Here is a 14,730-nt window from a genome sequence, read left to right as displayed (position 1 = left end):
CGTCGTGCTGGGTCGTGCAGGTCGTGCTGGGTCGTGCCGTCGTGCGCCCGGGCCTAGACCCAGGAGAGTCCGCCCCGTCGCCACTCGTAGACGAAGGGCACGGTGATGAGGGCGAGGAAGGTCAGCATCGCGACCAGGCCGAAGCCGGCGAGCGCCGCGAAGTCCACCGCCCACGGGTAGAGGAAGACCACCTCGATGTCGAAGACGATGAACGTCATGGCGACCAGGTAGTACTTGACCGGGAGCCGACCGCCGCCCACCGCGTGCGGCGTCGGCTCGATGCCGCACTCGTAGGCGTCGAGCTTGGCCCGGTTGTAGCGCTTGGGCCCGATGACGGCGCTCGCCGTCACGCCGCCCACGGCCAGCACCAGGGCCACGCCCATGAGCATGAGGACCGGCACGTACGGGTTCGTCATCGTGCCGCTCCCGACCGCGCCGCCGCGCTCCGCCCGACCTCGTGCATCTCGACCACTCCCTTGTGCTCGTCTGCGCTCATGCCGCCGGGACCACCCTGGTGAGCCCCGCGACGACCCGGTCCACCCAGTCGCCGCCGCGCGGCTCGTAGCAGTCGGACAGCAGCTTGAGCACGAACCTCATGACCACCGGCCGCGGCAGCCCGTACCGCACGCACAGCCGCATGACCTGCGGGTGCTCGATGAGCCGCACGAACCAGCGACCCACCGTGTAGTAGCCGCCCAGGTCGGCCCGCATCCGGTCCGCGTAGGACGCGAGCGTGCGCTCCCGGGCGTCGTCCGTGGTGCGGGTGCGCGCCTGCGCGATCGCGTCGGCCGCGACCCGCCCCGCCTGCAGGGCGTAGGCGATGCCCTCGCCGTTGAACGGGCTGACCATCCCGGCCGCGTCGCCCACCAGCACCGCGCCGTCGCGGTAGAGCGGGCTGCGGTTGAAGCCCATCGGCAGCGCCGCGCCCCGCACCGGGCCCACCTGGTTGTCGGGCGTGAAGCCCCAGTCCTCGGGGGTGTTCCGCATCCAGGCCTGCAGCATGCTGCGGTAGTCGTGGCCCGTCGCCGACTGCCGCGCGGGCGTGGAGCTCACGGCGCCGAGGCCCACGTTGGCCGTGCCGTCGCCGAGCGCGAAGATCCACCCGTAGCCGGGCAGCAGGTTGGACGCGCCGGGCGCGCCGTCCCACAGCTCGAGGTGCGACTCCATCCACGCGTCCTCGTGCCGGGAGGTGCCCTCGGTGCGGAAGTACGTGCGGACGGCGGTGCCGAGCGGCCGGTCGTCGCGGCGCGTGATGCCGAGCGCCGTCGCGAACCGGGAGGAGACGCCGTCGGCCGCGACCACGACGGGTGCTCGGTAGACCGCCTCCGCGCCGTCGGCGCGGCCGCGAGCGTCCAGGGGTTGTGCGCGCACGCCCACGACCCGGCCGTCCCGCTCGTCCAGCAGCGGACCGGCCACCTTGGTGCGCTCGAGCAGCTTGGCGCCGCTGGCCTGCGCGTGCTGGGCGAGCCGGTGGTCGAGCGAGGTGCGGGCGCGGGCCATGCCGTAGCCGGGGTAGGAGTCGAGGTCGGGCCAGGGCAGCTCCCACGACCGGGCGCCGGCGACGACACGCAGGCCCTCGTTGCGGATCCAGCCGTCCTCGGGCTGCGTGCCGAGCCCCATCCGGGCCAGCTCGCCGACCGCGCGGGGCGTCAGCCCGTCGCCGCAGACCTTGTCGCGAGGGAAGGACGCCTTGTCGAGCACGAGCACGTCGAGGCCCGCGGACGCGCACCAGTGGGCCGTGGACGTCCCGGCCGGGCCGGCGCCCACGACGATGACGTCGGCGTCGTCCAGACGACCTGACCGCACGTGCTCACCTCGCTCCCTCGAGCGCCCCGGCGACGGTGCCGGAGTCGATTTGTGAACCCCATCACAACTCTTGCCAGCACTCTAGTCACGTTCGCGGGACGATGTGTAGGAAGGTAACCCTTCCTTCCGCGGCGCCCTCCGGCGGGCGGGCGCGAAGAGGCGCGGGAACCTGCGTCCCCGCAGGTCCGGCGGTGTGACCCGATCGGCATGTCGCGAGGTGCGTACTGCTCCGGACGCGCCTACGGTCGTGCGCACGACCCCCACCGGCTCGACCACAAGGAGGCGCGTCCCATGAAGGCAGGACCGGCATTCGTCGTCGGCGCAACGCTCGGCTATCTGCTCGGCACCGAGAAGGGCCGGCAGCAGCTCGACAAGGCCAAGGGCTGGGCCACCGAGACCTGGAACGACCCGCGCGTCCAGGCCAAGGTCTCGGACGTCACCAGCAGCGTGACGGAGTTCGCCAAGGAGCAGGGCAGCGCCCTCAAGGACCGCACCGCCGGCGCCTGACCCGCACCGACGCGCGGCGGGCCCGGCGACGGCGGCTCCGTCGCCGGGGCCCGCCCGCCGCCGTCAGCGCGCGACCGGGACCTCGGCCTCGTCGAGGTCGGCGCCGTAGCGCTCCCGCTCGATCTCCTTGAGGCTCTTGCCCGCGGTGTCCGGCGCCCAGACGACGCCGATGACGAGGGACGCGACGAGGAGCGCGACCATGATCCCGCCGACGAACGGCACGCCCTGGTTCGCGAGCATCGTCGGGAACAGGTAGCTCAGCAGGCCCACCGCGATGCGCGCCACGAAGAAGAGCACGCCCTGCGCGGACGCGCGGTAGGCGGTGGCGAACAGCTCCGCGGTCCACAGCGCGTAGAAGGCCTGGGCGCCGATGCCCGCCGACACGCCCCACAGCACGGCGTAGGCGATCAGCAGGGGCATCGAGACGTGCGGCACGAACGCGAGGATCATCCACGCGGCGACGGCCATGACCGCGCCGATGCCGTACAGCAGCCGCCGGCTCACCCGGTCGCCGTACTTCATGAAGCCCCAGAAGGTGGCGGCGGACGTCAGGCCCCAGACCAGCACCTGGAGCAGGTTCTGGGCCACCGCGCTCTCGACGCCGGCGGTCTGGTAGACGCGCGGCATGAAGATGCCCGCCTGGCCGGCCACCGTGTTCCACAGGGCGTACACGCCCACGAGGAACAGCAGCGCCTTGACGTTCTGCGGGTGCGACACCAGCTCCCGGAAGCCGCGCCGGCGGCGGCCGAGCGCGACCTGCTTGGCGTTCGACTCCTTCCAGACGTCGGACTCCGCGAGGCCGCGGCGCACCCACCAGGTGACGAAGGCGATCACGAACAGGTGGGCGAAGATGATGCGGCTGCCGAGCAGGCCGAGGGGCACGAGCGCGGTGGCGAGCACGAAGCCGACGAACGGCCCGAGCGACCAGGCGAGCTGCGCGGTGCCGACGTGCCGGGCGCGCTGGCCGTCGGGCGCCTCCTCCGCGATGTACGTCCACGCGACGGGGACGCCCGCGCCGACGGCGATGCCGGTGAGCACGATGCCGACGAACAGCATCCACGGGGCGCCGGCGAAGACGATGAACGCCGTGCCGAGCATGTAGAGCAGCAGGTCGTAGGTGTAGATGAACTTGCGGCCGTACCTGTCGCCCAGCGGCCCGCCGATCATGGCCCCGACGGCCGCGCCGAAGGCGTTGGCGCTCAGCGCGGCGGCAAGGCCGACGGCGAGGTTGCTGAGCCCGAAGTGCTCCTGCCAGAGCGTGAGACTGGTGGCGAGCGCGATGATCGAGCCCGCCTCGATGTAGTTGGACATCGCGACCGCGACGGTCGCCCGGTACCCGTGCAGACGGGTGCCGCCGCCCGGCGTCGGGCGCGTCGCGCTGTGTGGTGTCGTCATCGACTGAGCCTTTCGTGCGTACGTCGTCGTGCTGCGCGTCATCCTTGAAACGTTTCAGGCGCTGGTGGACGATACGACGACGACGGAAGCGACGTCAAAGGCCCTGGTCGGGCTCGGCGGTCGGGCTCGGCGGTCGGGCTCGGCGGTCGGGCTCGGCGGTCGGGCTCGGTGGTCGGGCTCGGTCAGCGCGGGCGCACGGCCCGGTGCAGCGCGACGATGCCGCCGGCGAGGTTGCGGTACGACACCCGGTCCCACCCGGCGGCGAGGAGCCGTCGGCCGAGCGCCGCCTGGTCCGGCCACGAGCGGATCGACTCGGCGAGGTAGTCGTAGGACCCGCGGTCGCGGGTCACGGCCCCCGCCACCACGGGCAGGGCGCGCATCAGGTACTCCTGGTAGAGCACGCGGAACGGCCGCCACGTGGGCGTGGAGAACTCGCAGACGACGACCCGCCCGCCGGGCCGCACCACCCGCAGCATCTCGCGCAGCGCCGCGTCGGTGTCGACCACGTTGCGCAGCCCGAAGCTGATCGTCACGGCGTCGAAGGCGCCGTCGGCGAACGGGAGCCGGGTGGCGTCGCCGGCGACGAAGGACAGGTCCGGACGCCGGCCCTTGCCCACGGTGAGCATGCCGAGGCTGAAGTCGGACGGCACCACCAGCGCGCCGTCGTCGGCGAAGGGCTCGCTGGACGTGCCGGTGCCCGCCGCCAGGTCGAGCACGCGCTCGCCCGGGACGGCCGCGACGGCGTCCACCACCGCGCGCCGCCAGCGCCGGTCCTGGCCGAGCGAGACCAGGTCGTTCACGAGGTCGTAGCGCCGCGCGATGCCGTCGAACATCGACGCGACCTCGGCGGGCTTCTTCTCCAGGCTGGCGCGGGACACGGGTGTCATCGTCGCACGTTGCCACCGGGGCGGCGGGTGACCTAGCGTCGTGCAGGACGACGGCGCGAGGCCGGCGCTCCCTGGATCGGCAGACAGGCCCACTGAGCCGGCGCGACGCGGCGCCGCTGCCCGGCCGCCGCCGTCAGGAGGCACCGATGAGCACCTGGATCAAGAACCCGCTGGCCGTCTTCACCGCCGACGACTCCCCCGCCGACCCCACGGGCGCGACCGACGCCCGCGGCGGGGTCGTGGTGTCGGGCGGCGTGATCACCGAGCTGGTGGCCGCGGGAGCGAGCCCGACGGGCCCGGTGGACGCGACCTTCGACGCGTCCGAGCACGTGGTCACGCCCGGCCTGATCAACACGCACCACCACTTCTACCAGACCCTCACGCGCGCCTGGGGGCCGGTCGCGGACGCCGAGCTGTTCCCCTGGCTCGTGAACCTGTACCCGGTGTGGGCCCGCCTCACGCCGCGCGCCCACGAGCTCGCCACCAAGGTCGCGCTGACCGAGCTGCTGCTGTCGGGGTGCACCACCGCGGCGGACCACCATTACGTCTTCCCCGGCGGCCTGGACGACGCGATCGACATCCAGGTGGCGGCCGTCCGCGAGCTCGGGATGCGCGCCACCCTCACGCGCGGGTCGATGACGCTCGGCACGGACGACGGCGGCCTGCCGCCGCAGTCGGTCGTCCAGGACGCCGACACCATCCTGGCCGACTCCGAGCGGCTGATCTCGGCGTACCACGAGCGCGGCGCGGGAGCCCGGGTCCAGATCGCCCTCGCGCCGTGCTCCCCCTTCTCCGTCACGCCGGAGAACATGCGCGACACGGCGGAGCTCGCCGAGCGGCACGACGTGCGGCTGCACACCCACCTCGCCGAGACGATCGACGAGGAGGACTTCCTGCGGGAGAGGTTCGGGATGCGCACCGTGGACTACCTCGAGTCCGTGGGGTGGCTCACCGACCGCGCCTGGCTGGGCCACGGCATCCACTTCGACGACCGCGAGATCGAGCGGCTCGGCGCCGCGGGCACGGGCGTGGCGCACTGCCCGACGTCGAACATGCGGCTCGCGTCGGGCATCGCGCGGGTGCTGGAGCTCGAGGCGGCCGGGGTGCCCGTCGGCCTCGGCGTCGACGGCTCCGCGTCCAACGACGCCTCCACGATGATCCTCGAGGCCCGGCAGGCCCTGTACCTGCAGCGGCTCAAGTACGGGGCGTCCGTCCCCGTGGCCCGCGCCCTGGGCTGGGCCACCCGGGGCTCGGCCCGCGTGCTGGGCCGCGACGACGTCGGCGTCCTGGCGGTCGGCAAGCAGGCCGACCTCGCCCTCTGGCGGCTCGACGAGCCCCGCTTCTCCGGCTCCCACGACCCGGTCGCGGCACTGCTGCTGTGCGGAGCGGACCGCGCCGACCGCGTGATGGTGGGCGGCGAGTGGCGCGTCGTCGACGGCGCGGTCGTGGGGCTCGACCTGCCCGCCCTCCTCGCCGAGCACCGCGAGGCCGCCCGCCGGCTCGTCGACGCCGGTTGAGCCTGCCGAAGCGCGGAGGTCTCGACAAGCTCGACCGGCGGAGGGGGTTGACACAGATCACACTTGCCGGTCGAATAGTGGAAGGCTTCTTCCGTAGAACGGAAGAGTAGGCACTGGTAGCGCACAAGGAGGTCCGCTATGGCTCGATCCGCCACCACCCGCGCGACGACCGACCCCGCCCGTCCCGAGGACGAGCGGCTGCCGATCGGCGCCACGTTCGGGTACGGCTTGCAGCACGTGCTGACGATGTACGGCGGCATCATCGCGCCGCCGCTCGTCGTCGGCGGCGCCGCCGGCCTCACGTCCGCCGAGATCGGCACGCTCATCGCCGCCTCGCTCTTCATGGGCGGGCTCGCGACGATCCTGCAGACGGTCGGCATCCGGTTCTTCGGCTCCCAGCTCCCGCTGGTCCAGGGCGTCTCGTTCGCGGGCGTGTCCACGATGGTCGCCATCGTCGGGGGCGGCGGAGGGATCCCCGCCGTGCTGGGCGCCGTCCTGGTCGCCTCCGCGATCGGCTTCCTCATCACCCCGTTCTTCGCCCAGATCATCCGGTTCTTCCCGCCGGTGGTGACCGGCGTCGTCATCACGACGATCGGCCTGACCCTCATGCCCGTCGCAGCGAACTGGGCGATGGGCGGCGACGCCGAGGCGCCCGACTACGGCTCGACGAGCAACATCGGCCTCGCGTTCCTCACCTTCGCCATCGTCATCCTGCTGTCGAAGGTGGGCTCCGGGGTCGTCTCGCGGCTGTCGATCCTCATCGCGATCGTCGCCGGCACCCTGATCGCCCTCGCCCTGGGGATGGCCGACTTCTCCGGCGTCGGCGAGGGCCGGGTGTTCGCCTTCCCGACGCCGTTCGTGTTCGGCGCCCCGACCTTCGAGGTCGCGGCCATCGTGTCGATGCTCATCGTCATCCTGGTGACCCTCACGGAGACGACGGCGGACATCATCGCCGTCGGCGAGATCGTGGGCACCAAGGTGGACCGCAAGCGCATCGCCAACGGCCTGCGCGCCGACATGGCCTCCTCCGTCGTGTCCCCCGTCTTCGGCTCGTTCACGCAGTCCGCGTTCGCGCAGAACGTCGGCCTCGTCGCCATCACGGGCGTGAAGTCGCGCTTCGTCGTCGCCGCGGGCGGCGCGATCCTCGTCGTCCTCGGCCTGCTGCCCGTGCTGGGCCGCGTGGTCGCCGCCGTCCCCACTCCCGTGCTCGGCGGCGCCGGCGTCGTGCTGTTCGGCTCGGTCGCGGCGTCGGGCATCCGCACCCTGGCCAAGGTGGACTACGCGAACTCGATGAACCTTGTCATCGTCGCGGCGTCGATCTCGTTCGGCATGATCCCGATCGCCAAGCCCGACTTCTACGACCAGTTCCCCACGTGGTTCGGCACCATCTTCCACTCGGGGATCAGCTCGGCGGCGCTCATGGCCATCCTGCTGAACATCCTGTTCAACCACATCAAGGCCGGCACGCCCGAGAACCCGTCGGTGTTCGTCAAGGGCACCGCGAGCAGGGCGGTCGACGACGACCAGCTCGAGGACCTCGCCGACGACGGCGTCCTCAACCGCTCCACCGAGTCCACCGAGGGCCGCGGCGGCGCGGGCCCGCGGTGACGTCGTCGCACCGGTGACAGCACCGGGCGCCGCACCGTGAGCAGGGCGTGGCGGGCCGCCGGGCGTACCCTGGAGCCGATGTCCGCCACGCCTCTGCCGGCACCGCGCCCCTTCCCGGGCACGACCACCGGCACCGCCTCCGATCCCGCGACCGAGCCCCTCGCGCTCCTGGTCCGCACCACCCGGATCGACGACCTCCCCGGCGGGCTCACCGCCCTCGTCGATCTCCTCCCCGACGCCCGCCCGCTGAGCTGGGTGCGGCGCGGCGACGGCATCGTCGGCTGGGGCGAGGCGCTCCGCCTCGACACCTTCGGCCCGGGCCGCTTCGCCGACGCGGAGGCCGCCTGGCAGGCCACCCTCCAGCGCGCCGTGGTCCGCGACGACGTGCGCCTCCCCGGCACGGGGCCGGTCGCCTTCGGCACGTTCGCGTTCGACGACGCCGGCCAGCTCGACGACCAGGACGGCGACGACGTCGGCCCGGGGCGGCCTGACGGGTCCCTCGTGGTGCCACGGGTGGTCGTGGGCCGTCGCGGCGGAGTCACCTGGATGACCACCATCTCCCCGCGGGCGAGCCTCGAGGACGCCCCCGGCGCCGACGCGCTCCGCCGGGAGCCCCGCACCCCCGTCCCCGCGCCCGGCCGCGTCCGGTTCGCCGACGGGGCCGTGGCCGCCGACGACTGGCCCGCCGTCGTGCGCGAGGGCGTGGCCCGCATCCAGTCCGGCGCGCTCGAGAAGGTGGTGCTGGCCCGCGACGTGCTCGCCACCGCGGAGCGCCCCGTCGACCCGCGCTGGCTGCTGCGGCGCCTGGCCGACCGCTACGAGGCCTGCTGGACCTTCTCGGTGTCCGGCATGGTGGGCGCCACCCCCGAGCTGCTGGTGCGCAGCGAGAAGGGGCTCGTGACGTCCCGCGTGCTGGCCGGCACCATCCGCCGCGAGGCGGGCATGTCCGACGACGACGCGCTGCTGCACGCCGCCCAGCTCGCCCGATCCTCCAAGGACCTGGAGGAGCACGAGTACGCGGTGCGCTCCGTGGCGCGCGCGCTCGAGCCCTTCTGCTCGTCGATGAACGTGCCGGACGCGCCGTTCGTGCTGCACCTGCCCAACGTCATGCACCTCGCGTCGGACGTCACCGGGGTCCTGGACCGCGTGCCGTCGGACGGCGGGGACGGCGCGCCGTCGTCGCTCACCCTCGCCGCCGCGCTGCACCCGTCGGCCGCCGTGTGCGGCACGCCCACGGTCGTCGCGCGCGACCTCATCCGCGAGATCGAGGGCATGGACCGCTCCCGCTACGCCGGCCCCGTCGGCTGGGTGGGGGCCGACGGCGACGGCGAGTGGGGCATCGCCCTGCGGTCGGCGGAGCTCTCGCCGGCCGACCCCCGGCACGTGCGCCTGTTCGCGGGCTGCGGCATCGTCGCCGCGTCCGACCCCGAGGCAGAGCTGGCGGAGTCCGAGGCCAAGCTGGAGCCGATGCGCTGGGCGCTCGGCGGGGACTGATCCCCGGCACGACCGGCACGACGAACGCCGGGCGACGAGGACCCTTCCTCGTCGCCCGGCGCCGTCGCCGCAGGGCCGGGAGCTGCTACTCCTCCCAGACCTGCTCGCGGAAGTCGGACCACACCTGGACGTCGGAGGTCGCGCCCATGAGCCCGATCCGCGCGTCGACGAGGCCGAGCAGGATCTCGACGAGCGACGCGCCGTCGCCGAGGTTCTCCCCCAGCTCCGCGAGGTCGTCGCCGTCGGGGAGGTTCGCGTGGATGGAGGAGATGTACATCTGCGCGTTGCCCTCCATCGACACGTAGTCGGCGTCGGTGACGGTGCCACCGAGCGTGCCGTCGTTGTCGGCGTAGGTCTTGAGCCAGAACCCGGGCACCTTCACGGAGTCGACCGAGAGCCGCAGCGCGTCCCGCCGCGGGCCGTCGTTCGTGACCGGCACGTTCACCACGTCGATCCCGTTGATGCCGGTGAGCGGCAGCTGCAGGTCGCGCGTCTCGAGGTCGCCGTCGAGCGAGAACACGTTCGCGTCCTCGCGCTTGCCGCAGTCCCCCGGCAGCGAGATGTTGATGTCGAACTCGCCGCCGAACGTGATCCGCGCGCACGGGCCGAGCTCGAGCGTCGCCGCCTTCTCGACGGACTCCTCGGCCTCCTCGTCCGTCGGCTTCTTCCCGTCGTCGGCCTTGTCGCCCTGGTCGTCGGACTGGTCGTCGGACTGGCCGTCGGCCGTGTCGCCCTGGCCGTCGGCCTTGTCCGTCGTCCCGCCCGACGCGTCCCCGGCCTGGCCGTCCGCGGCGCCGTCGTCGCTGCCGGCGCCCGTGTCCCCGGAGGGCTCGTCGACCGTCCCGGAGCCGTCGTCCGCACCGTCGTCGGTCGCGCCGTCGTCCGTGCCCGCGTCGCCCGTCGCGGACGGCGACGGGCTGGGCGTCGCCTCGGGGTCGTCGTCGCTGCCGCAGGCCCACTCGAGCCACCCGAGCGGGTCCCAGCAGTCGGAGGCCGCGCTCACCTGGGCGGGCACGGCGCCCGCGGCCTGGGTCGTGGCCGTCGCGCCCGTGCCGCCGAGCGCGAGCACGGCGACCGCGGCGACCACGGCCGCGTGCCGCCCGCCCCTGGCCGGCTCGTCGTCGAACGGCAGGAGCTCGCCGAAGGCCTCGGTGTTCGACCCGGCGTCCTGCTCGTCGGAGGCGCCCGGGGCGCCCGCGGCCGCCGGCTGCGGTGCCGGCTCGGGCGTCGCGCCCGCGTCGTCGCCCGCCTCGTCGTCGGTCGACCCCGCGGCCGCCTCGGCCCCGGCGGGGCGGGGCAACCAGGACACCGCGAGGATGGCACCCACGACGCCCAGGACCATGCCGATCCCGAACCCGCCCAGGTTGACCCCGAGCAGCGAGTAGACCGAGATGGCCAGCGCGATGACGCCGTAGAACACCCGGAACTGGGGCTGCAGCATCACGAGGACGCCGAGCAGCACCAGCGCCACCGGCAGCAGCGTGGACTGCATGCCCTCGATGCCGAGCTGGATCTCGAAGTTGTCGATCTGCAGCCGGCCGGAGAACCACAGCACCACCCCGGCCAGGACGGTCAGGGCGCCGCCCCAGAAGGGCCGGTCCCGCCGCCAGGCGGCGAACCGCCGGCGGCGGGTGGCCGGCACCTCGGGGGGCGCCTCGGGGACCGAGGCGTTCTCGTCGCTCACGCGGACTCCTCCCTGGCTCCCGGGCGGCTCAGAAGCACTCGGTGCCGTCGGAGACCTTCAGGTGCAGGTCGGTGAGCTTGAAGACCGCGGCCGACGTGCTCGACGAGACCTGCTTGAGGTTCTGGATGTCGATCGCGTCGGAGTCCATCGCGAAGTCGCCCTTGCTGCCGTGCGCCTTGGTGTTGACGGTCGAGGCGTCGACCCCGATGCGGATCTGGTTGAACGTGGCGGTGCCGCGCAGGTCGCTCATGCCGATCTGCAGGTCGGTCGCCTTGACCGGGTTCTTGGGGTTCGTGCCCGCGGAGATGAGCAGCCCGAGCGGCATGCCGGGCACCTTCACCGACTGGCACAGGTTGTGCAGCGTCGCGTCCTTGATGTTCGCGATCGCGACGGGCTGCGACTTGCCGTCCGCGTCCTTCGCCTGGCCGGCGTACTGCGAGAAGCCGGTGCCTTCGAGCGAGTCGGCCGCGATCTTGAACTGCTGGCCCGAGATGGCCATCGACACCGGGACCGCCCCCTGGGCGACGCCGCCCATGAGGACGCCGATGACGGCGACCGTCGGGACCGCGGCGAGCATGGCACGGCCTCGGCGCGTGCGCGTCAGTGCGCTGAGCTTCATTTCCCCTCCACAGACGACTTGGCGACCCCTGTGTCGCCGACGAGTCGTGACGGTACGCCCCTTACTGAGGCGCCGTCAATAACGGTCCGCAGCGTGTCCGGAGGGCACGGCAGGCGTGCCCGCCACCTGCCGGAACGGCCATATGCTCGGCACATGGCAGCACCGCGACGCACCCGGATGAGCCCCGACGAACGACGTCAGCAGCTCGTCGCGCTCGGGGTCGCCGCCCTCGCCGACCGCCCGCTCGAGGCCGTCACGGTGGAGGACCTGGCCGCCCAGGCCGGCGTCTCTCCCGGCCTCGTGCACTACTACTTCGGCAACCGCCAGGGCCTGCACTCCGCCATCGTGCGCACCGCCCGCGACGCGATGCTGCACGCCACCGAGCCCCGCGCCGAGCTGCCACCGCGCGAGCGCCTGCGCGACACCCTCGACCGGTTCGTGGAGTTCGTGCACGACCACGACGCGACCTTCTACTCGCTGGTGCGCGGCGCGGCCTCTGGCGACGAGCACGTGCGCGCCACCATCCAGCACGCGCGGGACGTGCTCGCCGGGCACCTGCGCGACGCCTTCCAGGAGATCGGCGTCGCACCGACCCCGCTCCTGGAGGTCGCCCTGCACGCCTGGATCTCGTTCGCGGAGCAGGCGCTCGTCGAGGCCGCGACCGACCCCGAGATCTCCGCCTCCGAGCTCGCCGACTTCCTCGAGAGCAGCGCCCTCGGCGTCCTCGCCGCACTGCGCCCGGCGAACCCCGCTGCTGGTTGAGCCTGTCGAAACCCGTCCGTGGTCTCGACAGGCTCGACCGACGGAGCCCGCCGCTGGTTGAGCCCGTCGAAACCCGTCCGTGGTCTCGACAGGCTCGACCGACGGAGCCCGCCGCTGGCTGAGCCCGTCGAAACCCGTCCGTGGTCTCGACAGGCTCGACCGACGGAGCCCGCCGCTGGCTGAGCCCGTCGAAACCCGTCCGTGGTCTCGACAGGCTCGACCGACGGAGCCCGCCGCTGGCTGAGCCCGTCGAAACCCGTCCGTGGTCTCGACAGGCTCGACCGACGGAGCCCGCCGCTGGTCGAGACCGTCGAAACCCGTCCGTGGTCTCGACAGGCTCGACCGACGGAGCCCACCGCCGGCTGAGCCCGTCGAAACCCGTCCATGGTCTCGACAGGCTCGACCGACGGAACCCACCGCCGGCTGAGCCCGTCGAAACCCGTCCGTGGTCTCGACAGGCTCGACCGACGGGCACGGCGAAGCCCCGCGGGTCGCGACGGGGAGGGGGAGTTCGTCGCGTCCCGCGGGGCTGATCGTGGAGGTCGGCCGCGGCTCAGTTGTTGCTGCCGCTGCCGCCCTGGAGCAGGTCCTCGAGCCAGCTGGGCAGATTGCCGGGGTCGGTCGAGTCGGAGCTGCCGCCCTGACCCTCCTGGCCCTGGCCGTCCTGACCCTGGTCCTGACCGTTCTGGTCCTGGCCCTGGCCGTTCTGGTCGCCGTTCTGGTCCTGGCTGCCCTGGCCGGTGGTGGCCGACTCGTCGCGCACGGCGAGGGTCACGTCCACCTTCTGCGTCTTGCCGTCGCGGACATAGGTCAGCGTCACCTTCTGGTCGGCCGCCTTCTCCCGCACGTACGCCGTGAGGGACTCGGCGCCGTTCACGGCGTCGTCGTCGATCGCGACGATGACGTCGCCCGCCTTCACGCCGGCGTCCGCGGCCGGCGACCCGGACGACACCTCGACCACCTGGGCGCCGCGGCGCGTGACGTCGTCGGCCGTGGCCGTCGCGTCCTGCATGGTCACGCCCAGGAAGGCGTGCTCCGCGGTGCCGTCGTCGATCAGCTGGTCCGCGATGTTGGCCGCAAGGTCCACCGGGATGGCGAACCCGAGGCCGATCGAGCCGGACTGGCTGCTGCTCGCGCCGCCCGAGAGCGTGGCGATCGACGACGTGATGCCGATGACCCGGCCCTGCGCGTCGAAGAGCGGCCCACCGGAGTTGCCCGGGTTGATCGCGGCGTCGATCTGGAGCGCGTTGGTCACGACCTGCGTGCTGCCGTCCTCGCCCGACGCCGACACGGGTCGGTCGAGCGCGGAGACGATGCCCGTGGTGGCGGTGTTCGCCAGGCCCAGCGGGTTGCCCACGGCGAGCACGGCGTCGCCCACCTGCACCTCGTCGGCGCTGCCGAACGACGCCGGCTGCAAGTCCTGCGGCGGGTTCTTCAGCTGGACGACGGCCAGGTCGGTGGTGGGGTCGGTGCCCACGATGCTCGCCTCGTACAGGCGGCCGTCGGACAGCGTGACCTGCACCGTGTCGTTCTGAGCGCCCGACACGACGTGGTTGTTGGTGAGGATGTGGCCCTTGTCGTCGTAGACCACCCCGGACCCCTCGGCGCCGCCGGCCTGGCTCGTCACCTGGATGGCGACGACGGACGGGGACACGGCCGTCGTGACGGACTCCCAGTCCGGGTTGCTCGACGTGGAGTTCTTGACCGGTGCCTCGTCGTTCGAGTGGGAGGACGACGTGCCGACGCTCGCGAGCGACGACGGGTCGCCGGCGTCGAACGCGCCGGTCGCCGCCGCGGTGCCCAGGCTCGCGAGGACCGCCGCGATCACGGCCGCGCTCGTCACCGGGACCCAGACGGACCGCTGACGCTGCGCCTTCACGCCGCCGCCCGCGGGCTCGCCCGGCTGCGCGGGAGACTGCCCCAGCGAGTACGGGTCGCCGGGGCCGCCGCCCTGGCCGTACGGCCGCTGCTGCTGCGGCGGCTGCTGCCCCTGCTGCTGGTGGTACTGCCCCTGCGGCGGGTACTGCTGCGTGGGCTGGCCCTGCGGGTGCTGCTGCTGGGCGTAGTACGGCGACCCGGGGGCCATCTGCCCGTAGCGGGGCTGCTGTGCGGTCGCCTGCTGGGGGGTGGAGTGCTGCTGCGTCGGCTGCTGGCCGGCCGGCGGCTGCGCCGGCTGGTGCGCGGACGAGGTCGGCAGCTGCTGGGTCGGCTGCACGGTGAGGTGCTGGGTGTCCTGCGTGTCCGGCTGCGGAGCGCGCTCGGCAGTGGGCTGCGCGGTCGGCTCGGTCGGCTGCTCCGTCGACGGAGTCGCGTTCCGGTTCGGCTCGTCGGCGCCCGACGGCTGCGGTGCGCCCGGGGTGTCGGTGCTCATGGTGCCCTCCTCGATGTGTGACCCCAGAACACCACCCGATCCTGGTGCGGGCCTTGGCTCAACCTGGGAACATCCTGCGA

General features: G+C 73.2%; 12 protein-coding genes. 5 read left to right on the top strand and 7 right to left on the bottom strand.

The window, feature by feature from the left end:
• Nucleotides 1-53 precede the first annotated feature (53 nt).
• Nucleotides 54-416, bottom strand: a complete 363-nt coding sequence (locus ACQFYA_RS04985; protein WP_499121966.1) for an NADH-quinone oxidoreductase subunit A — start codon at nt 414-416, stop codon at nt 54-56.
• A gap of 76 nt (nt 417-492) precedes the next feature.
• Nucleotides 493-1,806 (bottom strand): geranylgeranyl reductase family protein, encoded by a 1,314-nt coding sequence (locus ACQFYA_RS04980; RefSeq protein WP_499121964.1) that lies wholly within the window; start codon nt 1,804-1,806, stop codon nt 493-495.
• Nucleotides 1,807-2,097: 291 nt separating this feature from the next.
• On the opposite strand from ACQFYA_RS04980, the gene ACQFYA_RS04975 reads away from it, so the two are divergent.
• Entirely contained in the window at nt 2,098-2,313 is a 216-nt protein-coding gene (locus ACQFYA_RS04975; RefSeq protein ID WP_499121963.1) for a YtxH domain-containing protein, read from the top strand.
• A 63-nt stretch (nt 2,314-2,376) separates the two neighbouring features.
• Here the strand turns inward: ACQFYA_RS04975 and ACQFYA_RS04970 are convergent, their stop codons facing one another.
• Nucleotides 2,377-3,708, bottom strand: a complete 1,332-nt coding sequence (locus tag ACQFYA_RS04970) for an MFS transporter (RefSeq protein WP_499121962.1) — start codon at nt 3,706-3,708, stop codon at nt 2,377-2,379.
• 182 nt (nt 3,709-3,890) lie between these two features.
• Nucleotides 3,891-4,586, bottom strand: coding sequence for a demethylmenaquinone methyltransferase (locus tag ACQFYA_RS04965; RefSeq protein WP_499127441.1), 696 nt, complete (start codon nt 4,584-4,586; stop codon nt 3,891-3,893).
• Nucleotides 4,587-4,741: 155 nt separating this feature from the next.
• On the opposite strand from ACQFYA_RS04965, the gene ACQFYA_RS04960 reads away from it, so the two are divergent.
• The 3 genes from ACQFYA_RS04960 (at nt 4,742) to ACQFYA_RS04950 (ending at nt 9,214) form a co-directional block, all read left to right on the top strand.
• A complete protein-coding gene (locus tag ACQFYA_RS04960) occupies nt 4,742-6,112 on the top strand; it encodes an 8-oxoguanine deaminase (protein ID WP_499121960.1) in 1,371 nt (456 codons plus the stop codon).
• A gap of 138 nt (nt 6,113-6,250) precedes the next feature.
• Nucleotides 6,251-7,720, top strand: coding sequence for a nucleobase:cation symporter-2 family protein (locus tag ACQFYA_RS04955; RefSeq protein WP_499121958.1), 1,470 nt, complete (start codon nt 6,251-6,253; stop codon nt 7,718-7,720).
• Nucleotides 7,721-7,798: 78 nt separating this feature from the next.
• A complete protein-coding gene (locus ACQFYA_RS04950) occupies nt 7,799-9,214 on the top strand; it encodes an isochorismate synthase (protein WP_499121956.1) in 1,416 nt (471 codons plus the stop codon).
• A gap of 85 nt (nt 9,215-9,299) precedes the next feature.
• Here the strand turns inward: ACQFYA_RS04950 and ACQFYA_RS04945 are convergent, their stop codons facing one another.
• Nucleotides 9,300-10,898 (bottom strand): DUF6114 domain-containing protein, encoded by a 1,599-nt coding sequence (locus tag ACQFYA_RS04945; RefSeq protein ID WP_499121954.1) that lies wholly within the window; start codon nt 10,896-10,898, stop codon nt 9,300-9,302.
• A gap of 28 nt (nt 10,899-10,926) precedes the next feature.
• Complete coding sequence (locus ACQFYA_RS04940; RefSeq protein ID WP_499121953.1) at nt 10,927-11,517, bottom strand: DUF6230 family protein; 591 nt, start codon at nt 11,515-11,517, stop codon at nt 10,927-10,929.
• Between the two features lie 153 nt (nt 11,518-11,670).
• Between ACQFYA_RS04940 and ACQFYA_RS04935 the strand changes: the two genes are divergently transcribed.
• Entirely contained in the window at nt 11,671-12,279 is a 609-nt protein-coding gene (locus ACQFYA_RS04935; RefSeq protein WP_499121951.1) for a TetR/AcrR family transcriptional regulator, read from the top strand.
• Between the two features lie 553 nt (nt 12,280-12,832).
• On the opposite strand, the gene ACQFYA_RS04930 is transcribed toward ACQFYA_RS04935, so the two are convergent.
• Nucleotides 12,833-14,650 (bottom strand): S1C family serine protease, encoded by a 1,818-nt coding sequence (locus ACQFYA_RS04930; protein WP_499121950.1) that lies wholly within the window; start codon nt 14,648-14,650, stop codon nt 12,833-12,835.
• Nucleotides 14,651-14,730: the final 80 nt, after the last annotated feature.

Source organism: Promicromonospora sp. Marseille-Q5078 (assembly GCF_050315395.1).
Taxonomy (GTDB): Bacteria; Actinomycetota; Actinomycetes; order Actinomycetales; family Cellulomonadaceae; genus Isoptericola.
This window is presented reverse-complemented; position numbering and strand designations above follow the sequence as displayed.

Bases quoted from the DNA above. Each gene is read 5' to 3' on its own strand.
- ACQFYA_RS04985 (WP_499121966.1), bottom strand. From the start codon at position 416: ATGACGAACCCGTACGTGCCGGTCCTCATGCTCATGGGCGTGGCCCTG.
- ACQFYA_RS04975 (WP_499121963.1), top strand. From the start codon at position 2,098: ATGAAGGCAGGACCGGCATTCGTCGTCGGCGCAACGCTCGGCTATCTG.
- ACQFYA_RS04970 (WP_499121962.1), bottom strand. From the start codon at position 3,708: ATGACGACACCACACAGCGCGACGCGCCCGACGCCGGGCGGCGGCACC.
- ACQFYA_RS04960 (WP_499121960.1), top strand. From the start codon at position 4,742: ATGAGCACCTGGATCAAGAACCCGCTGGCCGTCTTCACCGCCGACGAC.
- ACQFYA_RS04955 (WP_499121958.1), top strand. From the start codon at position 6,251: ATGGCTCGATCCGCCACCACCCGCGCGACGACCGACCCCGCCCGTCCC.
- ACQFYA_RS04950 (WP_499121956.1), top strand. From the start codon at position 7,799: ATGTCCGCCACGCCTCTGCCGGCACCGCGCCCCTTCCCGGGCACGACC.
- ACQFYA_RS04940 (WP_499121953.1), bottom strand. From the start codon at position 11,517: ATGAAGCTCAGCGCACTGACGCGCACGCGCCGAGGCCGTGCCATGCTC.
- ACQFYA_RS04935 (WP_499121951.1), top strand. From the start codon at position 11,671: ATGGCAGCACCGCGACGCACCCGGATGAGCCCCGACGAACGACGTCAG.
- ACQFYA_RS04930 (WP_499121950.1), bottom strand. From the start codon at position 14,650: ATGAGCACCGACACCCCGGGCGCACCGCAGCCGTCGGGCGCCGACGAG.